Annotated in this window: 16 protein-coding genes; 9 read left to right on the top strand and 7 right to left on the bottom strand. The window is 64.6% G+C overall.

Annotated elements, in window-relative coordinates:
- Positions 1 to 51: 51 nt before the first annotated feature.
- The 3 genes from ABIB78_RS21410 to ABIB78_RS21400 form a co-directional block, all read right to left on the bottom strand.
- Complete coding sequence (locus ABIB78_RS21410) at positions 52 to 2274, bottom strand: acetate--CoA ligase family protein (RefSeq protein WP_429028241.1); 2223 nt, start codon at positions 2272 to 2274, stop codon at positions 52 to 54.
- Between the two features lie 169 nt (positions 2275 to 2443).
- Complete coding sequence (locus ABIB78_RS21405) at positions 2444 to 3034, bottom strand: class GN sortase (RefSeq protein ID WP_429028240.1); 591 nt, start codon at positions 3032 to 3034, stop codon at positions 2444 to 2446.
- A gap of 128 nt (positions 3035 to 3162) precedes the next feature.
- Positions 3163 to 5382 (bottom strand): marine proteobacterial sortase target protein, encoded by a 2220-nt coding sequence (locus tag ABIB78_RS21400; RefSeq protein WP_429028520.1) that lies wholly within the window; start codon positions 5380 to 5382, stop codon positions 3163 to 3165.
- Between the two features lie 252 nt (positions 5383 to 5634).
- Here ABIB78_RS21400 and ABIB78_RS21395 point away from each other — a divergent pair, with 252 nt between their 5' ends.
- On the top strand, positions 5635 to 6399 hold the full coding sequence (locus ABIB78_RS21395) for a helix-turn-helix domain-containing protein (protein ID WP_429028238.1): 765 nt from the start codon (positions 5635 to 5637) through the stop codon (positions 6397 to 6399).
- A 55-nt stretch (positions 6400 to 6454) separates the two neighbouring features.
- Here the strand turns inward: ABIB78_RS21395 and ABIB78_RS21390 are convergent, their stop codons facing one another.
- The 3 genes from ABIB78_RS21390 to ABIB78_RS21380 form a co-directional block, all read right to left on the bottom strand.
- Positions 6455 to 7165 carry a DUF1614 domain-containing protein gene (locus tag ABIB78_RS21390; protein ID WP_429028236.1) on the bottom strand — a complete coding sequence of 237 codons (711 nt, stop codon included), beginning with the start codon at positions 7163 to 7165 and terminating at the stop codon, positions 6455 to 6457.
- A gap of 363 nt (positions 7166 to 7528) precedes the next feature.
- Positions 7529 to 8749: an ABC transporter substrate-binding protein gene (locus ABIB78_RS21385; RefSeq protein ID WP_429028235.1), complete on the bottom strand. Its 1221-nt coding sequence runs from the start codon at positions 8747 to 8749 to the stop codon at positions 7529 to 7531.
- 123 nt (positions 8750 to 8872) lie between these two features.
- On the bottom strand, positions 8873 to 10414 hold the full coding sequence (locus ABIB78_RS21380) for an acyl-CoA synthetase (RefSeq protein ID WP_429028233.1): 1542 nt from the start codon (positions 10412 to 10414) through the stop codon (positions 8873 to 8875).
- Positions 10415 to 10630: 216 nt separating this feature from the next.
- On the opposite strand from ABIB78_RS21380, the gene ABIB78_RS21375 reads away from it, so the two are divergent.
- The 4 genes from ABIB78_RS21375 to ABIB78_RS21360 all read left to right on the top strand — a co-directional run bounded on the left by ABIB78_RS21375 (position 10631) and on the right by ABIB78_RS21360 (position 14763).
- Entirely contained in the window at positions 10631 to 11767 is a 1137-nt protein-coding gene (locus tag ABIB78_RS21375) for an acyl-CoA dehydrogenase family protein (RefSeq protein ID WP_429028231.1), read from the top strand.
- 132 nt (positions 11768 to 11899) lie between these two features.
- Positions 11900 to 13069, top strand: a complete 1170-nt coding sequence (locus ABIB78_RS21370; protein ID WP_429028229.1) for an acyl-CoA dehydrogenase family protein — start codon at positions 11900 to 11902, stop codon at positions 13067 to 13069.
- Positions 13069 to 13725: a glutathione S-transferase family protein gene (locus ABIB78_RS21365; RefSeq protein WP_429028227.1), complete on the top strand. Its 657-nt coding sequence runs from the start codon at positions 13069 to 13071 to the stop codon at positions 13723 to 13725. Before ABIB78_RS21370 ends, ABIB78_RS21365 begins: the two co-directional genes overlap by 1 nt.
- A 231-nt stretch (positions 13726 to 13956) precedes the next feature.
- A complete protein-coding gene (locus ABIB78_RS21360; RefSeq protein ID WP_429028517.1) occupies positions 13957 to 14763 on the top strand; it encodes a helix-turn-helix domain-containing protein in 807 nt (268 codons plus the stop codon).
- 77 nt (positions 14764 to 14840) lie between these two features.
- Here the strand turns inward: ABIB78_RS21360 and ABIB78_RS21355 are convergent, their stop codons facing one another.
- Positions 14841 to 16064, bottom strand: coding sequence for an ABC transporter substrate-binding protein (locus ABIB78_RS21355; RefSeq protein WP_429028226.1), 1224 nt, complete (start codon positions 16062 to 16064; stop codon positions 14841 to 14843).
- A 229-nt stretch (positions 16065 to 16293) separates the two neighbouring features.
- Between ABIB78_RS21355 and ABIB78_RS21350 the strand changes: the two genes are divergently transcribed.
- From ABIB78_RS21350 to ABIB78_RS21335, 4 genes are all read left to right on the top strand, one after another.
- Positions 16294 to 17160 carry a 3-keto-5-aminohexanoate cleavage protein gene (locus ABIB78_RS21350; protein ID WP_429028225.1) on the top strand — a complete coding sequence of 289 codons (867 nt, stop codon included), beginning with the start codon at positions 16294 to 16296 and terminating at the stop codon, positions 17158 to 17160.
- Between the two features lie 118 nt (positions 17161 to 17278).
- Positions 17279 to 18880, top strand: coding sequence for an AMP-binding protein (locus ABIB78_RS21345; protein WP_429028223.1), 1602 nt, complete (start codon positions 17279 to 17281; stop codon positions 18878 to 18880).
- A 133-nt stretch (positions 18881 to 19013) separates the two neighbouring features.
- The gene (locus ABIB78_RS21340) at positions 19014 to 20630 is read left to right on the top strand and encodes an acyl-CoA carboxylase subunit beta (protein ID WP_429028221.1); all 1617 of its coding nucleotides are present in this window, start codon (positions 19014 to 19016) and stop codon (positions 20628 to 20630) included.
- Positions 20627 to 22603, top strand: a complete 1977-nt coding sequence (locus tag ABIB78_RS21335) for an acetyl/propionyl/methylcrotonyl-CoA carboxylase subunit alpha (RefSeq protein WP_429028219.1) — start codon at positions 20627 to 20629, stop codon at positions 22601 to 22603. The genes ABIB78_RS21340 and ABIB78_RS21335 overlap by 4 nt, the downstream gene beginning before the upstream one ends.
- Positions 22604 to 22647 lie beyond the last annotated feature (44 nt).

Below are 22647 nucleotides of genomic sequence, written 5' to 3'. Positions count from 1 at the left end.
GCTCTCTTGTCGGATGGATGCGCGGGTCAAGCCCGCGCATGACGAGTAGCGTCAATGCCCCGCGGCCTTGTTCGCGGCGGCGTTGTTCAGCACGATCAGGCCGTCGACGGCGACGCCGAGCTTGCTGTTGATCAGGAACGGGTTGACGTCGATCGAGGCGATGCGGCCATCGGCGTCGGCCATCAGATTGGAGAGCCCGACCAGCGCCTTCACCGCCGAGGGCTCGTGCAACGCGGGCTTGCCGCGATAGCCCTTCATCTTGACCCCGGCCTTGGTCCTGGCGATCAGCTCCTTCGCCTCGGCGGCATCGAGCGGCGCGCCGGCGAGCGCGACGTCCTTCATCAGCTCGATGTCGACGCCGCCGGTGCCGAACAGCACCACCGGCCCCATCTCGGCGTCGAGCGAGGCGCCGACCACGAGCTCGAGGTCGGCCTTGACCTGCTGCGCGATCAGGATGCCCTCGAGCTTCGGCTTGCCCTTCAGCTTCTTCACCCGCGCGGTGATGTCGTTGAACGCCTTCTTCACCTCGGCCGCATTGCCGAGGTTCAGCACCACGCCGCCGATATCCGACTTGTGCAGGATGTCGGGGCTGACCACCTTGGCGACGACCGGAAAGCCGACTGTCTTGGCGATCTTCACGGCCTCGGCCGCGGTCTGTGCAACGTCTTCCTTCGAGATCGGGATGCCATAGGCCTTGAGCAGCTGCTTCGAGGCGACCTCGTCGAGCGCGGCGGCGCCGTTGGCGGCCTTCAGCGTCTTCTCCAGCACGGCGCGCGCGGACGCCTTCGAGCTCGACGCGATGTCGGGCACTTCCTTGCGCAGACCGGCGTACTCGATCAGCGACTTGATCGCGCCGACCGCGCGGTCGAGGCCCTGCATGACCGCGATATCGGGCAGCGTCTTGCGCAGCCCCTTGGTGAATTCGGTGAAGCCGATCGACATCGCGCTGATATAGATCACCGGCTTGTTGGCCCGGCCCGCCATCTCGTTGACGATCCGCAGATTGCGTTCGCGCAGCTCGTGTGGTGCCTTCGGCAGCTCGGCGTCGATGATCACGATGTCGGTGTCGGGATCGTCGATCATGATCTTGATCGACTTCATGTAGACGGAGGGATCGACCACCGCGGCAAAACCGGCGTCGAGCGGGTTACCGACGATGCTGCCGGGCCCGAGCATCTTCGCTAGCTGTTCCGATGCGTTCGGGCTCAGCGGCGCGAAATTCAGCCCGGCGGAATGGAACGCGTCGATCAGCAGTCCGCGCTTGCCGCCCGACAGCGACACCGCCGCGAGGCGGTTGCCCTTTGGCGGATCGGCGTGGACGAAACACTCGGTGGTTTCGATCAATTCGTCCAGCCCGCGCACGCGGATCACGCCTTCGCGGGTCGCAATCGCGTCGAATGTCTCGATTGAGCCGGCGAGCGCACCGGTATGCGCCATCGCGGCAGCACGGCCGCCTTCGGAGGCGCCGAGCTTCAGCGCGATTACCGGCTTGCCCGCGGCGCGGGCGGCCTTGCAGGCATCGCGGAACCCTTTTGTGTTCCGGACGCCCTCCAAATAGACGACGATGACGCGGATGCTCGGATCGGCGGCGAAATAGCTCATCAGGTCGGGGGTCTCGAGGCCCGACTCATTACCGGTGGTGACCATGTAGCCGACGCCGACACCGCGATCCTCCAGCGCCTGCCGGATCGCCATCACGATCGCGCCGGATTGGCCGGCGATCGCCACCGCGCCCTGCTCCATGGTGACGATACGGTCGTCGATATTGGTGAACAGGTTCTCGCCAGCGCTGAGATTGCCGAGGCAATTTGGGCCGGTAACTGCAAGCCCGGTCTCCTTGATGGCCTGCTTCAGCTCGACCGCGAGCCGCTGGCTCTCTTCATCCTGCAGCTCGCTGAAGCCTGAGGTGACGATGGTCGCCGAGCGTGCGCCGGCGGCGGCCGCGTCGCGGATCACCTGCACCGCAAAGCGGGCCGGCACCAGCACCAGCACATGGTCGGGCTTCTCGGGAAGGCTGGCAAAATCCTTGTAGCAGGTGACGCCCCAGATGATTTCGCGCTTGGCGTTGATCGGAAACAGGCCCCCGGCATATCCGTACTTGATCAGGTTGTTCCAGATCCGTTCGGCGTAGTTGCCGGGCTTGTCGGTGGCGCCGACCAGCACGATGTTGCGCGGGTGCAGCATCGCGTGGATGCTCCTGACGATGTCGCTGGCGTCAGCGGGCGGCGCCCATTTATGGGACGGATGAGACGCGGTGCCTGCGAAAGCTTCCATGGAGCCTGCCCTTATCCTTGTTCTACTTGTTTCCTCTGGCCCACGGCGGATCACCGCAGAACGCGACTTTTCATTGTTTTTATGGCTGATGGAAGGGGGTAGCAACTCACGCTGGCGCAAGTCAGGCATCGCGCGCAATATCCCGGCACACGCAAAATTCATGTAGGTATCAGGAACCCGATTCGATCTGGGTCAAACGCGATTGGATCATGGTCGCGTGCAGCAGATAGCGCTCGGGACCCGATGTCAGCGCGTCGAATGGCCAGCAGGTCGACAGCACCAGCTCATAGCGGTTGGTGAGCGGATCGATGCCGGACTGATCGAAGCGGACGATCGAGCTGCGATCGGCCCGGTAGCGAAATGTCTTGCCGTCGCTCCTCGTGACGTCGATCTCGTCACCGATTGTGACATCCTTGAGAAAGCGGAAATGGGTGTCACGATGCGCGGAATACACCGCCACCCCGCGCTGGCCGGCATCGACGGTCTGCTCGACATGGCCGGGACCGAACGCCAGCGCCTGGCCGCTGCTGCCGGCAAGCGCGATCGCGGAAGCATGCAGGCGCTTCACCTCGATCCGGGCTACCGGCCAGGTATCGGACCAGCTCCACGGCTTCACGGGTTGGCCGGCTGCGATGCTGCTTGCGAAGGCGCGCTCCAGCAGCAGCTGCGCGAGCAGCGCCTTGGCGTGGATGTAGGCACCCTGGCCGAACAGGGTCAGGCCGATGACGGCGAAGGCGAGGGGAGGAATGAAGCGGCGCATTGGGCCTTCCGTCATTCGGAATGACACTCGAAGAAAAAATGGCGCGCGCGGCCCTTGGGGGACGGGTGGGAAGGCCGCGCGCGCTCTTGAAGGAGGAGGTCGGGGGCACCTCCTCCTTTCATCCGACGTCATTGGGGCGACGTCTGACGCCGGTTGAACACCAGAAGCAGAAGGCTGACCGTGAGCAGGATCACGCCCGCGATCATCTTCAATTCGGCATCGGTCGCCGTCTTCGGCAGCTGGATCGTGCCGGGACCTTGCGTGGCGACCGGTGACCGCTTCAGCGCAGCGAGTTGCATCTTGCCGTCGCCGGCGTCGGCGCGACGTTCGCCCGGTGCAGCCGGCAGGCGCGGACGCTCACCGAACACCTTTGCGAAATCCCAGCCGGCGGGCAGGTTGAGCGGCAGTTCGGAGAGCTTCAGCGGCTCGCCTTCGGGACGGCTCGGCGTCTTGTCGACCGCAACCAGGCTGGTCAGCCGCGTGACGAGCTGATGCTCCAGCGCGAGTGCAAGGATGGTCTTGTCGGCGTCCTCGGGGCTCGCCTGGCGCGTGGTGCGCGCGACCTCGGCATCCGCGATCTTGCGGCGCGCCCACAGCTTTGAGAGGCCCTTGCCTTCTGCGGCGCCGGCGAGCGGTAACGTCACGCTCCACGGACGGTCGCCGATGCGGCCCTTGATCTCGACCGAGCCGGCAAGCTTGTCGAGCTTCGCGGCCAGCACCAGCGGCTCGTCGCGATACACGTCAGGGAGTGCCGAGGGCGTCAGATCGGCCGTCGCCTCGGAGAATTTTGCGGAGAGGTTAGTCACCGCCGGATTTTCCAGCTTGGCGAACAGGCCGCGCATGCGTTCGTCGACCTGCTCGACCGAGCCGATATGGGTGAAGGTGCCGCGGCCGAGCTCCGCGGCGCGCGTCATCAGGTAGGTGTTCGGCGCCGAGCCGATGCCGACCATGAACACCCGCGAGCGGCCGCGTAGCGCGCTGATGGCTTCGAACAATTGCTGCTCGTTGCCGACGGCACCGTCGGTCAGGAACACGACCTGGCGGACGAAATTGGCGTCGTCGCGGTTGGTGTCGGACAGCGCGGCGCGCATCGCCGGCAGCATCTCGGTGCCGCCGCGCGCCTGCAGCGCGCTGACGAACGACGTCGCGTTGCCGATATTGGCGCTATTTGCCGCGACCGGCGCTGGGAACAGCACGTCCATGGTGTCGTCGAAGCGGATCACGTTGAAGCGGTCGGTCGGCTGCAGGCGGCCGAGCGCGTAGATCAGGCTCGCCTTGGCCTGGATGATCGAGGTGCCGCCCATCGAACCGGAATTGTCGATCACAAGGATCACCTCGCGCGGCAGGACCTTCTGTTGCGCCGGCTCCACCGATGGCGGGGTGACGAAGGCCAGCAGATAGTCGGAATTGCCGACATGCTCGCGGAACAGCCCGACCGACGGCGTCTTCTCGGCGGCCGGCTTCCAGGTCAGCTCGAAATCGCGATCGGCCGGCACCGGGCCTTCGGCCAGCTTGACGATGCGCGTGGTGTTGTCAGGGCTCTCGATCTTGACCTGATGGAAATGGCTCTTCACGTCGCCGAGCGGAAAGCCGGCGTTGAGGTGCACCGTGATGTTGGTCGGATTGACCGGCGCATTCTCGGCGGGATCGAGCACCTCGCGCGCGATGCGATCGCGGTCCGGCACAGGATCGGTGGTGGTGGCGCCCCAGCCGTTGCCGTCGGCACGGAGGTCGACGCTCTGCGCCACCGGACGCGGATTGTAGCGCGGGCCGACCACCATCGGCACCCGCAGCGAGAATTCGCTGCCGTTCTGCTGCACCGGCTCCTGATATTCGATCTGCACCAGCACGGTTTCGCCGGGACCGATATTGGCGACGGAGTTGGTGAAGATGTTGGGCCGCTCCTGTTCGGTGAGCGCGGCCTTCTGACCATTCTGCTTGGCCTGCTCGTAGATGGCGCGGGCCTGCTGCCGCTCCTTGATGTCGCCGACCACGATGCGGTCGCCGACCACCATCTTCAGTGTGTCGACCGCGCCGCCCGCCGGCAGCGGATAGACATAGGTCGCTTCCACCCAGTCCTTGGTCGGATTGCGGAAGATTTGCGTGACGCGGGCGCGGACGGTCGGGCCCGACACGGTGAGGTCGACATCGATGCCGAGCCTGGTTGCGTCGGCATATCCGTTGTCGGTCTTGAACAGCAGCAAGCCGGAGCGCGCATCGCCAGGCCGCAGCACCGCCTGCTGCGACAGCTCGGCCGACCACACCGGATCGAAACTCAGGAACAGAGCCGCGAAGCCGATCACCAGCGCGGCCACACCTTCCACCAGAAAGAACAGCACAATGCGCATCCGGCGCGACAGGCGGATCTGCGGGCTGCTCTCACATGCATCGTAAATCGTCATTTTCGTCACTCCCGAGCGAGACTTTCGCTGCTTCGCAATCATGGAGAACGGCGGTTTCGGCGCGAGCAGAATGATCGGCAATGATTGGCCGCCGCCCGGCGCGGCCCGCCACCGGCGGAGGCGGGTTTGTGCGGTTTTGTGATGGATTGTCCGGTCTGCTAGACTGTACAGATTCATGGGGAATCGCGCAGGAACACGATGTCGACGCCTGATAAGCAGCTTTCCGCCGAGCAGAGCCAGCAGGTCGCGGAGACCATCCGCGAGGAAATCGCGCGCCGCCGCATCTCGCGGCAGACACTGGCGGAGCAGGCGAAGCTCAGCCTGTCGACGTTGGAAAAAGTGCTCGGCGGCCGCCGCCCGTTCACGCTGGCGACCACCGTGCGGCTGGAGCAGGCGCTCGGTGTTTCCTTGCGCAGGCTGCCGGAGGCGATCAGGGTGGTCACGCCGGCCAATGGCGGGATCGCGCCTGACAGCCTCGGATCGTATTCCCGCCGCGCGGTGGCGCGGATCGAGGGGACCTATATCACGGTGCGTCCGTCGTTCGGCGAAACCGGCGCGCTCTATGCCTATCGGACGGAGATCGCTTGGGACGAAGCAGCGTCATCGCTCGGTTTCCGCGAGGGCGAGCGGCAGGATGCCGACTACACCCAATATGGAGAGGTGGCGGTGCCCAATGAATCGGGCTTCGTCTACCTCGTGACCAACAGGCATGGCCAGCATCGCGTGATCACGGTCTCGCGCCCGCGCAATTCCGGTGAGATGTACGGCATCATCACGACGCTGCTCGCCGGCCGCGGCTCGCTGCTGACGCCGGTCGCGGCGCCGATCGCATTCTTGCCGGTGAAGAACGTGCCCAAGCCGAGCCTCGGCCGGGTGTCGGCTGACGATGCGAACTACGCCCTCTATCGTGAGCATCTGCGCCGCACGATCGATGAGCCGTTCGCGATCTTCCTGCCGGGATAGCTTCTTGCCTTAACGCGTTTTCTTCACCCGAACCGACATCCACTTTGGTCGAAGTTTACGCCGGTCTCGGACGCGCAGGCGCGGCCACGCCGGCGATCAGCACGGCGAGAATGCCGGTCAGGAAAATGCCGTCAAATGTGCCGGCGCCACCGATTGATGCGATCGGCGCGCCGAGGCTGCCGATCTTATCGAGATTCAACAGATCGGCGCCGAGCAGCGTTCCCATCGAGCCGCCGATATAGGCGAGCGGTGCCCCGTATTCACGCGACAGCAGCAGAGCGAGGATGGCGGTGGCCACGACCGGTACGAATACGGGAACGGCGATTCCCATTCCCGGCACCGGCGTGGCGCTGGCATGGACGATGGCTGCGATGACGACTGTCGCGATCGCGGCCCTCAGCCAGAGCTGATAGCGCAGCATCAAATAGGTGGACATCACGGCCGGGATTACCGCGCCGCCGACATTCACAGCCAGAATCGTCCTCGGCGACGTCAGGAACGGCACCACATAGCGCATGCCAAAGAAGTCGACGATCTGCCCCGATCGTACCGGTGGTCCGGACAGCACGGTGATCGGAATGTTGAAATAGCTGCCGATCAGCGAACCGAACAGCAGCAGCAACGCGACACCGGGACCGATGCCGAGCCGCATATAGGCATAGCGCAGGATACGAAGCTGGATCAGCACCACCAGCGCTACGGCCACGAACACCAGGATCGAGAAGAATCCCGGAGTCAACGGCAGATAGTGAACGTTGGAATCCATCGGTTCGACAGCCTGGCTTCGGCTCGGCCCCTCTTGTTAACTAGGAATTGAGGACGAAATCACAAGGACGGTGCCGGTCCCGTCATCCTGAGGTGCGAGCCTTGCGGCGCAATTGCGCCGTTGGGCGAGCCTCGAAGGATGCGCGGCCGAGCTGCCGCATCGGGACCTTTCGAGACGCCGCTTCGCGGCTCCTCCAGCAACAACGGCAAGCCCGTTGCGCGGGGGTGACGGTGAGAGAGTGGTGTGCCCATCCGGCCGGTCTATTTAGATTCAACTCGCTGCGGACTACGAAGTACCCGCAGAACAACGAAGCCGCCCGAACGGGCGGCTTCGCGGCACTGTTCGCTCGGTGAGCGTGCGGCGCTAGCCGCCAGTCTCGGCGCTGATGATGTCGCCGAACAGCTCCCACTGTCCGTTCTTGAACTGCATCATCTTGAGCTGCTCGACCGGAGCGAAGTCGGTCGCGCTGGTGTTGATCCTGATGCCGGGGATCAGCGTGTCGGGCGTGAAATCCTTCAGGCTGGCAGCCTGCTTCATCACGTTCTCACGCGTCAGGTTGTCGCCGGCCTGCTTCAGCACCTGCACCATGGTCTGCGCCGCGGCGTAGCCATAGACCAGGTTGGCGTCGGCCAGATTGGCACCTGGCATGTACTTCTCGGCGAAGGCCATGAACTTCTTCATGCCCTCGTCGTTCTTCCACTGCGGATCGGACGCGTCCTTGAGGTAGCCGGCCGACAGCACGCCTTCGGAAGCTTCAAGACCGGCGGGCTTCATCACCGCGCCGATCGAGATCGAGACGTCGGTCATCACCTGCATCGGCTTCCAGCCGAGCTCGGCGATCTTCTTGATCGCTTGCGCCGCGAATTTCGGCGTCGAGATGTTGACGAACACGTCGGCGCCGGTGTCCTTCAGCTTGACGATATGGGAATCGATCGACGGCTCGGTGGTCTCGTAGCTTTCCTCGGCGACGATCTTGACGGTCGATTTGTCGAGGACCTCCTTCAGGCCGAGCAGGTAGTCCTTGCCGAAATCGTCATTGGCATAGAAGATCACGACCTTGGCATCCGGCTTGGCCTTGAGGATGTACTTGCCGAAGATCCGCGCCTCGACGCGATAGCTCGGCTGGAAGCCCATCGTCCACGGAAAATCCTTCGGATCGTTCCACTTGCTGGCGCCGGTGGCGAGGAAGAGCTGCGGCACCTTCTTGGCGTTGTGATACTTCTGCACTGCGGTCTGGGTCGGCGTCCCCAGCGCGTTGAACACCAGGAAGACCTCGTCGCTTTCGATCAGCTTGCGGATCTGCTCCACGGTCTTCGGCGGCGAGTAGCCGTCGTCATAGGAGATCCAGTTGATCTTGCGGCCGTTGATGCCGCCGGAATCGTTGATCATCTTGAAATAGGCTTCTTCGGTCTTGCCGATGATGCCGTAGGCGGAGGCGGGACCGCTATAAGCCTCGACATTGCCGATCTTGATCTCGGTGTCGGAGGCGCCGGTGTCATACTTCTTTTGTGCAAAGGCGGCCTGGGTGGAGAGCAGGCAGAGCGCCGTGGCGGCTGCCAGCAGCGACAGTGTTGTTGTTTTCATAAAGGCAATTTCCTCGATTGATTTTGGTTGGGGACTTACGCAACGAACCCGCGGCCGGTCCCGGCAGACGGTTACGGGGTAACTCTTGTCACGGCGAAATCCGGAACGCGACGCGTCCTAGAATTACGCCGCGGTATCGGTTGGCTTCGGCCGGCTGAATTGTTGCCGGAGCGTCGGCTTATGAATTTTGCCTGTCGCATTCCGCGGCAGGGCATCGATGAATTCGATCAGGCGCGGGCACTTGAACCGCGCCAGATTGGCCTGGCAATGCGCGTGGATCTCGGCCGGCGTCAGCGTATGGCCCGGCTTCACCGCGATCACGGCCATCCCGACCTCACCCCATTGCTCGTTCGGGATGCCGATGACCGCGGCCTCGGCAACGGCTGCCAGTTGATGCAGCACGCTCTCGACCTCGGCCGGATAGACGTTCTCGCCGCCGGAGATGTACATGTCCTTCCAGCGGTCGACGATGTAGTAGAAGCCTTCCTCGTCGATCCGCGTGGCGTCGCCGGTGTGCAGCCAGCCGTCGGTGAAGGAGGAGGCATCGGCGTCCGGCCGGTTCCAGTAGCCCGGCGTGATGTTCGGTCCCTTGACCCAGAGTTCGCCGAGCTCGCCGACCGCGGCATCGCTGCCGTCGGGCCGCACGATCCGAACCTCGGTGTGCAGCACCGGCTTGCCGGACGAGCCGGCCTTGCGCGCCGCATCCTCGCGGTCGAGCACCATCACTGCCGGCGAGGTCTCGGTCATGCCGTAGCCTTGCTGCAGGGCGACGCCGCGTGCTTCCCAGGTCTTGAGCAGCGGCACCGGCATCGGCGCGCCGCCGACGCCGCCGATCACGAGTCGGCTGAGATCCACGGTGGCGAAGGTCGGATGCTGCGCCATGAACTGGTAGATCGCGGGCACACCGAAGAACACATTGATGCCCTGCGCCGGATCGCCGATCAGCTTCAGCGCTTCGCCGGGATCGAACGCGCGCATGATCAGCACCGTGCCGCCGGCATGCAGCACCGGGTTGGTGTAGCAATTCAGCCCGCCGGTGTGGAACAGCGGCAGCACCGTCAGCAGCACGGAGGCCGGCGAGATGTAAGCGGGCCCGCCGAGATTGACGCAATTCCAGAACGTCATTCCATGCGTGATGATCGCGCCCTTGGGCTGGCCCGTGGTGCCTGAGGTGTACATGATGGTCGAGATGTCATCGAGCATGACTTCTTCGAACCGCTCGAGCGGCCTGGCCGCGGCGATGCGGGCCTCATAGGCGCCGCCGGGACCGAGCTCTATCGTGGAAGCGACATTGCAGAGCTTTGCGACCGCGAGCGCGGTCTCGGCGAGCTCGTCGTCATGGATCATCACCTTGGGCGCGGCGTCGCCGGTGATGTAGCGCAGCTCGGGAACGGTGAGGCGGGTGTTGAGCGGCAGGAAGATCGCGCCGATCCGGAAGCAGGCGAACTGCACCTCCAGCGTATCCGTGGTGTTCAGCGCCAGCACCGCGACGCGGTCGCCGCTCGTGACCTTGAGGGCGTCGCGCAGATAGGCCGCAAGCTGCGACACGCGGGCGTCGAGTTCCGCATAGTTGAATCGGCGTCCACTGGCGAGATCGACAAGCGCCATCTTGTCCGGCGTACGCCGGCGATGATGCGCGATCCAGTCGTAATAACGAACCGGCAAATTTCCCTCCTGTGGAACGGCAGTCTTGCGCCGCCTGTTCCTAGCTCAATTGATGCCATGAATTGGCAGTGGAGGGGGCGTATTAGGATACTGTCTTGCGTTTAGTGGCTGGCAGGTGGCCGGATGGAACGTCGGTCCAGCCGACAGCCACTCGACGCAAGTGGCCCGGGAAAAATCCGGACATCGTCGGATACGGGAATCAACGGAGCGACGCGGATGGCAAACCCGTTTTACACTGGCGAACATGAGGCCTTTCGCGAGGTGATGCGGCGCTTCGTTGCGAAGGAAATCGAGCCTTATGCCCATCAATGGGACGAGGACGGCGAGTTTCCGCGCACGCTCTATGCCAAGGCGTCCGAAATCGGGCTGCTCGGGCTCGGTTTCCCCGAAGAGTATGGCGGGATCGCCGCCGACCAGTTCATGAAGATCGTGGCCTCGCAGGAGCTGGCGCACGCCGGGGCCGGCGGCGTCTCCTCGAGCCTGATGAGCCACACCATCGGCTCGCCGCCGATCGCCCGCGCCGCGCGGCTCGAGGTCAAGGCGCGGGTGCTGCCCGAGGTGCTCGCGGGCAGGAAGATCTCGGCGCTCGCGATCACCGAGCCGAGCGGCGGCTCCGATGTCGCGAACCTGCGCACCAAGGCGCGGCGCGACGGCGACCATTACGTCGTTTCTGGCGAGAAGACCTTCATCACCTCAGGCATGCGCGCCGACTACCTGACGGTCGCGGTGCGGACCGGCGGCGAGGGTCCCGGCGGCGTCAGCCTGCTCTTGATCGAGGGCAACACGCCGGGCCTCTCCCGCACCAAGCTGAAGAAGATGGGCTGGTGGGCGTCGGATACCGCGACCTTGCATTTCGACGAATGCCGCGTGCCGGTCGAGAACCTGATCGGCGAGGAAGGCCAGGGTTTCAAGATCATCATGCAGAATTTCAACAGCGAGCGCATGGGCATGGCCGCGAGCTGCACTGCCTATGCGCGCGTCTGTCTCGACGAGGCGATCGCTTATGCAAAGGAGCGCAAGACCTTCGGCAAGCCGATCGCCCAGCACCAGGTGATCCGGCACAAGATCGTCGATATGGCGCAAAAAGTCGCGGTCTCGCAGGCAATGCTGGAAATGCTGGCATGGCGGCTCGGCCAGGGCGAAAGCCCGGTCGCCGAGATCTGCATGATGAAGAACCAGGCCACGCAGACCATGGCGCACTGTGCCTCCGAGGCGGTGCAGATCTTCGGCGGCGCCGGCTTCATGCGCGGCATCAAGGTCGAGCGCATCTACCGTGAGGTCAAGGTCAACGCCATCGGCGGCGGCACCGAGGAGATCATGAAGGACCTCGCGAGCCGGCAGATGGGATTGTGAGATCAGTTTGTCGTCATGCCCGGGCTTGTCCCGGGCATCCACGTCTTTCTTTCCTGCGACAAAACAAGACGTGGATGGCCGGGACAAGCCGGCCATGACGGATCTGAAGCTTTGACGGAGTTATTTAGCAAAATGCTCTTCACCGCCGAACACGACGAGCCGCGCCGGCTCTTGCAGAGATTCATCGCGGCCGAGATCAATCCTCATGTCGACGAATGGGAGAAGGCCGACATCTTCCCGGCGCATGAGTTGTTCAAGAAGCTCGGCAATCTCGGCTTCCTCGGCCTCAACAAGCCGGTCGAATTCGGCGGCCAGGGGCTGGATTATTCCTACGCGCTGATGATGGCCGAGGAGCTCGGCGCCATCACCTGCGGCGGCGTGCCGATGGCGATCGGGGTGCAGACCGACATGGCGACGCCGGCGCTGGCTCGGTTCGGCTCCGACGAGGTGCGGCGCGAATTCCTCAGCCCCGCGATTGCGGGCGACCAGGTCGCCTGCATTGGCGTCTCCGAGCCGGGTGCCGGCTCCGATGTCGCCTCGATCAAGACCAATGCGCGCTCCGACGGCGACGACTACGTCATCAATGGCGGCAAGATGTGGATCACCAACGGCACCCAGGCCGACTGGATCTGCCTGCTCGTCAACACCAGCGACGGCCAGGTTCATCGCAACAAGTCGTTGATCTGCGTTCCCATGAAGACCAGGGGCGTGCAGGTCGCGCGCAAGCTCGACAAGCTCGGCATGCGCTCCTCCGACACCGCGCAGATCTTCTTCGACAATGTCCGGGTGCCGAAGCGCAACCGGATCGGCGAAGAAGGCCAGGGCTTCGCCTATCAAATGATCCAGTTCCAGGAGGAGCGGCTGTGGGGCGCGGCGGCCTGCCTGAAGGCGCATGAATTCATCATCAACGAGACCATCGACTACACTCGCAACCGAAAGGCGTTCGGCGGCTCGATCCTCGATAACCAGGTGGTGCACTTCAAGCTCGCGGAGATGCAGACCGAGGTCGAGCTGCTGCGCTCGCTGATCTATCGTGCCGGCGAGGCGCTGGTGGCGGGCGAGGACGTCACCCGGCTCGCAACCATGGCCAAGCTGAAGGCGGGCCGGCTCGGCCGCGAGCTCACCGACGCCTGCCTGCAATATTGGGGCGGCATGGGTTTCACCAACGAGACGCCGGTCAGCCGGGCCTATCGCGACAGCCGCCTGACCTCGATCGGCGGCGGCGCCGACGAGGTGATGCTCATGGTATTGTGCAAGATGATGGGCACGCTGCCGGGCCTGAAGCAAAAGGGAAATGCCTGATGATCACGCTCTATCACTGCGACGCCGCGCGCTCGTTTCGTCCGCTGTGGATGCTGGAAGAGCTCGGGCTTGCCTACGAGCTGAAGATGCTGCCGTTCCCGCCGCGCGTCTTCGCCAAGGAATATCTCGGCATCAATCCGCTCGGCACCATTCCGTTCATGATCGACGGCGAGACCAGGATGACGGAGTCCTCCGGTATCTGCCATTACCTCGGCACCAAATACGGTCCGACGCCGCTGATCGTCGGTCCCGATGAACCGGCCTATGGCGCGTTCCTGAACTGGATGTATTTTTCCGACGCGACGCTGACCTTCCCGCAGACGCTGGTGCTCCGCTACAGCCAGCTCGAGCCGGAGGAGCGGCGCAACCCGCAAGTCTCAGGCGATTATGCAAAATGGTTCCTGGGCCGCCTGCGCGCAGTCGAAGCCGCCGCCGCGAAGTCGGAATTCCTCTGCGCGGAACGCTTCACCGCGGCGGACATCGCCAACGGTTATGCGCTCCGGCTCGCAGGCAATATCGGCCTTGCCAAGGATTTCGGGCCGAATGTCGCGGCCTATTGGGCGCGGCTGCAGCAGCGCGAAGGTTACCGGCGCGCGGTGGCGGCGGAGCAAAAAGCCGGGCAGGAACAGAACGTTGTGCCGCGTGCGCGACCGTAACCTACGCTGTCGTTCCGGGGCGATGCGCAGCATTGAACCCCAATGCGCAATGGCGCATTGTGGAACCTCGAGATTCCCCGGGGTGCAATTGCGCCCCTGAGGTCTGGTGCTTGCGCACCATCCCGGAATGACGACATTTCGCGTCGGTGACAGGTTGCGAATTTGCGCTATGGTGGCTCCGCCGCAGCGGCCCAAAGAGCCGCGCGAGGAGGAACCGCCATGGACGCGATCGTGGACGCAAAGGGCCAGCAATCCGGCCACCGGATGCTGATCACGCCGGAACGGGTGTTCTATGCCGGGCTGCTCGGCCGCCCGCGCGAACGCTGTCCGGGCGCATTCCATGTCTATGTCGCGATCCGCGACGGGCTTCATCTGTTGACCAGCGAAGGCCGCGAGTCGCATGGCGAACTCGCGGTGACGATGCCGAACCTGCGCCACACCATCACCAGTGAGTATCGATCTGCGATCTGCGTTGCGATCGAGCCGGAAAGCGTGCCCGACGGCACGCTGGAAGCCGTCGCGCGCCGCCTGCAAGGGCCCGACTCTCATCTATTCGCCAATCGCATCCGCGCCGCCTACACGACGCTTGCCGAGATGCAGCATCGCGACGCGATCGCGAATGCCGAGTTCGATACCATGTGCTTCGGCGACGCGCTGCCGCAGCGCGTGCTCGATCCGCGCGTCGTGCGCGCGATCGGCCGCATCGGGCAATTCTCCGGCGAGCCCGTGACCGCGGCCGGCTGCGCTACTGATGCCGGGCTATCGCCCTCACGCTTCCTGCATCTGTTCAAGGAGGAGACCGGAATCTCATTCCGCTCCTTCCGCGCCTGGAAGCGCGCGCGGCATTTGCTGCACTTCGCCAACCAGGACATCAACCTGGCGCATCTCGCGCAGGACATCGGCTATCCCGACTCAACGCATTTCAGCCACTCGATCCGCCGCTTCTACGGCTTGAAGCCGCGCGCGATCTTCTCCGGCTCGCGGGATCTTGCGATCTACCGCACCGGGCAGGCGGCGAGTGAGCGGGTGTTGACGTGACTCGTGATTCCCCGATGCGCAATTGCGCATCTGAGGTCTGGCGCTAGCGCACCATCCCGGAATGACGACGGCGGCACTCACAAATTCGCGCCCTGAATCACCTCGCCGAACCGCAGCCAGCCGGGTCCTTCGATCCGTTGCAGCTGAAGCTGCTGCAGAGGGTGGTGATTGGTCGGGCTGGTGTTGACGCGGATGCCGGGCAACAGCGTCGGGACTTCGATATCCCTGAGGTTATTCGCCTGCGCCATGATATTGTCGCGGCTGAAATTGCCGTTGCATTGCTCGAGCACGATCTTCAGCACCTGGGCCACGGTGTAGGCGTAGAGATTGTAGCCTTCCTTCGGATTGCCGTCGGGGAAGTACTTCTCCATGAAGGCGAGGAAATTCTTCACGCCGGGATCATTGGCCCAGGCCGGGTCGGCGACGTCCTTCACATAGGCCGACGAGATCGTGCCCTGCGACTTGTCGAGGCCGACAGGCGCAATTGTCGAGGAGATCGATGCGGCGCCGCTGGCGATGAAATGCATCGGCTTCCAGCCGAGCTCGTAGATCTTGCGGATCGACTGCGCGCAGAATTTTGCCGTGGTGCCGGAGATCAGCACATCAGGGTTGGCGCCGCGCAGCGCGACAATCTGGGAATCGATCGTGGGATCGGTGACCTCGTGCGAGGCCACCACGGCCGATGTCGCGAACCGCTCGCCCAGCACATCCCTGGTACCGGCGACGAAATCCTTGCCGAGATCGTCGTTCTGGTAGAGCACCGCGAACTTAGCGTTCTTGTTCTGGCTCAGCGCATATCTGACGAACACCTGCGCCTCGGTCCGCGCACTCGGCGCAAAGCCCATGGTCCAAGGATAGGTCTTGTAGTCACCCCATTTGTCGCCGTTCACCGACAGGAACAGATGCGGCACCTTGGCGGCGTTGATGTATTTGACGACCGACGAGTTCGGCGCGGTGCCGAGCATGTTGAACAGGAAGGCGACGTTGTCGCTCTCGATCAGGCGGCGCACCTGCTCGACCGTCTTCGCGGGATTGAACGCGTCGTCGTAGTAGATGTACTTGATCTGCCGGCCGGCGATGCCGCCCTGCTCGTTCAGCATCTTGAAATAGGCTTCCTGGCAGCGCGCCTGCACGCCAAGCGCCGACACCGGGCCGCTCAGCGAGGTGGTGCTGCCGATCCTGATCTCGGTCGCGGTGACGCCGGGCGTGTCCTCGGCAAGCGAAGGCCGCAGGCCCGCGACCGCGGCAAGCCCAGCACCCGCCGCGCCGGTGAGCCATGAGCGGCGGTTGATCGAGACCATGACGTTCTCCCCGTGATGCCGGCTTGTTGCGCCGCTTCTACTTGGCAAGCGAGGCTATGCGTTACGTGGGCTTGGCGTCTTGTGTTAACCGGCTGACGGCGGATTGTGTCGTGAGCGCATCCACTTAGCCAGTCAACGCAAGATGGCGCGGAGACAAATTTCTCATCATGGCAAAACCAGCAGCGAAAAATCAGCAGCGCATTTGCGCTGCAAAGCGGACAACAGACCCATGAGCGACAAGGCCGTCATCACCTGCGCGCTGAACGGCGTGCTGACCGACCCGAAGCAGCACAATGTTCCGGTGACGCCGGAAGAGATGGCGCGCGAGGCCAGGGCCGCGTTCAATGCCGGCGCCAGCATCATGCACATCCATCTGCGCCAGCAGGAGCCGAACAAGGGCCACCTGCCGTCATGGGAGGTCGGCGTCAGCAAGGAAATCCAGCAGGCGATCCGCGAGGCCTGCCCCGGCGTGATCATCAATCACACCACGGGTACATCGGGCCCGAACTATCAGGGCGCGCTCAATTGCGTGCGCGAGACCAGGCCCGAGATCGCCGCCTGCAATGCCGGCTCGCTGAACTATCTGAAGGTCAAGGCCGACAACACCTGGGCCTGGCCGCCGATGATGTTCGATAACGCCGTCGAGAAGGTGCAGGACTATCTCGACGTGATGAAGCTGGCCGGCACCATCCCTGAATTCGAGTGCTTCGATGTCGGCATCGTGCGCTGCGTCGGGATGTACCGGCAGACCGGAATGTATTCCGGCCCGCTCGAATACAATTTCGTGATGGGCGTCGCCTCGGGCATGCCGGCCGATCCGGACCTGCTGCCGATCCTGCTCAAGCTGAAGGCGCCGGAGGCGCATTGGCAGGTCACCGCGATCGGCCGCGCCGAGATCTGGCCGCTGCACCAGCGCGCCGCCGACCTCGGCGGCCATCTGCGCAGCGGGCTGGAAGATACGTTCTATCTCGGCGACGGCACCAAGGTGACGTCAAACGGGCAGCTGGTCGAAGGGCTCGCCGCCTGCGCGCGGCGTGCCGGCCGCGAGATCGCGAGCCCCGCAGAAGCGCGGCAGATGTTCGGGGTGAGGCACTGATCGTCATTCCGGGGCGCGCGCAGCGCGAGCCCGGAATCCATAACCACGATCGGGAGTTTGGATTCCGGGCTCAGCCCTTCGGGCTGCCCCGGAATGACGACGGGAGGGAGTAACGAGCATGGACAATCTCGCATCAACTGGTGGTGTCGCCGGCCCGGGCCGCATCGGGCGGGTCGCGATCGGTGATCTCCTGAAGCGTGCGGCACGGCGGTTTCCGGATCGCGTCGCGCTGACCGATGGCGGCAGACAGGTCACCTTCACCGAGCTCGAGCGCGACGCCAATCGTTTCGCCAATCATCTGGTGCAGCGCGGATTGAGGCCGGGCGAAAAAATCTCAACCATCTGCAACAACTCCGTCGAGTTCGTCAAAGCGCTGTTCGGCATCCACCGCGCCGGTCTGGTGTGGGTGCCGATCAACACCATGCTCGGCCCGGCGGACATGGACTACATCCTCGGCCATGCCGAGGTGCGGTTTGCCGTCATCGATGACAACCTCCACACCCAGGCGGACCGGCGTGCCGCGCTGGAAGCGCGTGGCATGGAGATGGTCGCGATCGACCTGACCGGCAATGCCGGCAAGACCGGATTGGAGGAGTTCAGCGGTCTCCTGGTGGAACAGCCCGATCTCGAGCCGGAGATCGAGATCAACGACCGCGATCTCGCGATGATCATCTACACCTCAGGCACGACGTCGCGACCGAAGGGCGCGATGCATTGCCACCTCGCCGTTGTCATGGCCGTGATGAGCAACTGCATCGAGATGCAGCTCTCGCGCGACGACGGGATCACCGGGCAGTTTCCGCTGTTCCACTGCGCCGGCCACGTATTGCTGCTCAGCTATCTCTCGGTCGGCGGCCGCATGGCGCTGATGCGCGGCTTCGACCCGGTCGTCTGCATGGAGGCGATCGTCCGCGACCGGCTCACCGTGTTCGTCGGCCTGTCGCTGATGTACCAGGCGATCCTCGATCATCCGCGCCGGCGCGAATTCGACCTGTCCGGCTTGCGCTGCTGCATCTACACCATGGCGCCGATGGGCAAGCCGCTGCTCGAGCGCGCCATCGCCGATCTCTGCCCGAACTTCGTGCTGTCCAGTGGCCAGACCGAGATGTACCCGGCGACGACGATGTCGCGGCCGGAAGTGCAGCTCGACCGCTTCGGCAATTACTGGGGCGAGTCGCTGATCGTCAACGAGACCGCGATCATGGACGACAACGGCAACCTGCTGCCGCGGGGCGAGATCGGCGAGCTCGTACATCGCGGCCCCAATGCGATGATGGGCTATTACAAGGATCCGAAGTCGACCGAGGAGGCGCGCAAGTTCGGCTGGCACCATACCGGCGATCTTGCCCTGATCGATGGAAACGGCGAGGTGCTGTTCCTCGACCGCAAGAAGGACATGATCAAGTCGGGCGGCGAGAACGTCGCTTCCGTCAAGATCGAGGAGACGTTGCTGGCGCACCCCGCCGTGCGGAATGCCGCCGTGGTCGGCCTGCCGCACCCGCAATGGGGCGAGGCGGTCTCCGCCTTCGTCAAGCTGAAGCCCGGCGCGGTGGCCGATGAGGCCGGCATCGAGGCGCATTGCAGAAAGCATCTCGGCGGCTTCCAGGTCCCGAAACTGGTGCGTATCCTCGAGGAGATGCCGATGACCGCGACCGGCAAGCTGCGTAAGGTCGAGCTGCGGCAGCAGTACAGCGGGCATTTTGTGGAGAAGCGCGCGTGATACGCGTCAGCTGTATAAACGTCGTTCCGGGGCGCACGTCAGTGCGAGCCACAGATGCGCACTGCGCATCGGGGAACCTCGAGATTCCGGGTTCGATGCGTTCGCATCGCTCCGGAATGACGGAGCGAGCTTGATGGCCATTATCGAGAACACGATATCCACCGGCAGCGCCGGCTTTCAGGGCAATCGCGACGGCATGCTGGCCCTGATCGGGCGGATGCGGGGGCTGGAGGAGCGCACGCGCGCGGCGTCAGCCGCGGCAAAGGACCGCTTCCACAAGCGCGGCCAGCTCCTGCCGCGCGAGCGCGTCGCGCTGGTGCTCGATCCCGGCTCGCCGTTTCTCGAACTGTCGACGCTCGCCGGCTACATGTTCGATGTGGCTGACGCGGACAAGAGCGTGCCCGGCGGCGGACTGGTCGCCGGCATCGGCTTCGTCTCCGGCATCCGCTGCATGGTCAGCGCCAACGATGCCGGCATCGACGCCGGCGCGCTGCAACCGTATGGCCTCGACAAGACGCTGCGGGTGCAGGAGCTCGCGTTGGAGAACAAGCTGCCCTATGTGCAACTCGTTGAAAGCGCCGGCGCCAATCTGCTGCGCTACCGCGTCGAGGATTTCGTCCGCGGCGGCAACATCTTCCGCAACCTGGCGCGGCTGTCGGCGGCGGGGCTTCCTGTCGTTACCGTCACCCACGGCTCTTCGACCGCGGGTGGCGCCTATCAGACGGGCCTCTCCGACTACATCGTGATGGTGCGCGGCCGCACCCGCGCCTTCCTCGCCGGGCCACCCTTGCTCAAGGCGGCCACCGGCGAGATTGCGACCGAGGAGGAACTCGGCGGCGCCGAGATGCACACTCAGATCTCCGGCCTCGGTGATTATCTCGCCGAGGACGACCGCGACGCGCTGCGCATCGCGCGCGAGATCATGGCCAAGCTCCCATGGGATCGTCCCGGGGCGGAACCGGCTGCGTTCAAGCTGCCGCGCTATGACGCGGAGGAACTGCTCGGCATCATGCCGATGGACCACAAACGTCCCGTCGATATGCGGCAGGCGATCGCGCGCTTCATCGACGATTCCGACTTCACCGAATTCGGCGCCAATTACGGCCCGGCGACGGTCTGCGGCCATGCCCGTATCGAAGGCCATGTGATCGGCATCATCACCAATAACGGCCCGCTCGATGTGCCCGGCGCCAACAAGGCGACGCATTTCATCCAGGCCTGCTGCCAGTCGCGTACGCCGATCCTCTACATGAACAACACCACCGGCTACATGGTGGGCAAGGCCTATGAAGAGGCCGGCATGATCAAGCACGGCTCGAAGATGATCCAGGCCGTGACCTCGGCGACGGTGCCGCAGATCACGCTGTATTGTGGCGCGTCGTTCGGCGCCGGCAATTACGGCATGTGCGGCCGCGGCTTCCATCCACGCTTCTGCTTCTCCTGGCCGAATGCCAAGACCGCCGTGATGGGCGGCGAGCAGGCCGCGGAAACCATGGCAATCGTCACCGAGGCCGCGGCCGCGCGGCGCGGCAAGCCGATCGAGAAGGAGAAGCTTGATGCGATGAAGGCGCAGATATCAGGCGTGTTCGACGGCCAGATGGACGTGTTCTCGACCAGCGCCCGCGTGCTCGACGACGGCGTGATCGATCCGCGCGATACGCGGACGGTGCTCGCCGAGGTGCTGGCGATCTGCCGCGAGGCTGAGGCGCGCAGCCCGCAGCGGATGCAGTTCTCGGTGGCGCGGCCATGAGCGGGGCAATCGTGAAGCGGACGCCGTTCTTCAAGATCCTGATCGCCAACCGCGGCGAGATCGCGCTGCGCATCATGCAATCAGCGCGGCGGCTCGGCTATGGCGTGGTCGCCGTCTATTCGGACGCCGACCGCGACGCGCTGCATGTGCGCGAGGCCGACCAGGCGGTGCGGATCGGCGAGGCGCTGCCATCACAATCCTATCTGAAGATCGACGCGATCATCGCAGCCGCCAAGGCGAGCGGCGCCGGCGCGGTGCATCCCGGCTACGGCTTCCTCGCCGAGAACGAGGACTTTGCGCAGGCCTGCCGCGATGCCGGACTCGTGTTCATCGGTCCGTCGCCGGAGGCGATCCTGGCGATGGGCAACAAGGCCGGCGCCAAGGAGATCATGCGCGAGGCCGGTGTGCCCTGCGTGCCCGGCTATCAAGGCGCCGACCAGAGTGATGCGGTGATGCTGGCGGAAGCCAAGACGATCGGCTTTCCCGTCATGATCAAGGCCGTCGCCGGCGGCGGCGGCCGCGGCATGCGGCTGGTCACGGATGCTTCGGCGTTTCCGGATGCGCTGCGTAGCGCGCGGTCGGAGGCGCAGGGCGCGTTCGGCGATCCCACCGTGATCCTGGAGCGCGCGATCGTCGATCCCCGCCACATCGAGATCCAGGTGTTCGGCGACCGCTACGGCAACGCCCTCCATCTCGGCGAGCGTGATTGCTCGGTGCAGCGGCGGCACCAGAAGCTGATCGAGGAGGCGCCGTCGCCCGCGGTGACGCCGGAACTGCGCGCGCGCATGGGCACGGTTGCCGTGCAGGCAGTCAAAGCGATCGGTTATGAGGGGGCCGGCACGCTGGAATTCCTGCTCGACCGCACCGGCAATTTCTACTTTATGGAGATGAACACGCGGCTGCAGGTCGAGCATCCCGTGACCGAGGCGATCACCGGGCTCGATCTCGTCGAGTTGCAGCTCCGTGTCGCCCGTGGCGAGCCGCTCGGCTTGACGCAGGAGGACATCACGTTCTCCGGTCACGCCATCGAGGTCCGGCTCTGCTCGGAGGATGCCGGGCATGACTTCATGCCACAATCCGGCATGATGGCGCGGTGGCGGATGCCGGATGGCATCCGCGTCGAGCACGCGCTGCAGTCCGGCTCCGAGATTCCACCATTCTATGATTCGATGATCGCCAAGGTCATCAGCCACGGCGCGACCCGCGACGAGGCGCGCGGCAAGCTGATCTGCGCCCTGGAGCAGGTGACGGCCTTCGGCGTCACCACCAACCAGGGTTTTCTGATCGACTGCCTGCGCCATCCGGTCTTCGCCAAGGGCGAGGCGACCACGGCCTTCATCTGCCAGAACCGCGAGGCGCTCGCGCCACGCGCCGACAATGCGGTGGACATCGCGCTCGCCGCGCTATTGCTCTACGTCACCCATCCTGATGCGCCATCCTGGCGGCGCGGCCGATCGCTCGCCACCACCTTTCCGCTGGGCTTGCAGTTCGATCTCGGCCACGGCGTGCAGGAGATCGAGGTCGTGCGCGAGCGCGACGGCGGCTACGTTGCCGCCCGTGACGGCGATCGTTTCAGATTCGAGATCGACGAGCTCGATCTCGATTTCGTCCGCTTTCGCCGCAACGGGTTGATGGAATCGGCCAAATTCCTGCGCGACGGCGACCGGCTCTACGTTCTGCATCGCGGCGTCACGCTGTCGGTCCGCGATCTCACCCTCGCCCCGCCTGAGAGCGCAACGGCCGCCGGAGGCGACGGCAAGGTCCGTGCGGCCATGAACGGCCGGGTCGTCGCGGTGCTGGTGAAGGCCGGCGACAAGGTCGCGGCCGGCCAGCCGGTGATGACGCTGGAGGCGATGAAGATGGAGCACGTTCACACCGCCGCTGTCGCGGGTACGGTGTCGTCGATCGATGTCGCCGAGGGCGAGCAGGTGACGACGGGGAGGATCGTGGTGGAGATCGAGGCGGCTGCATAATAGGTGTCGTCCCGGGCAAGCGGAGCGCGACCCGGGATCAATAA

This window comes from Bradyrhizobium sp. I1.14.4, assembly GCF_050435825.1.
Lineage (GTDB): Bacteria > Pseudomonadota > Alphaproteobacteria > Rhizobiales > Xanthobacteraceae > Bradyrhizobium.
Note: the sequence above shows the minus strand (reverse complement) of the source record. Positions and strands in the feature narration are given on the sequence as shown.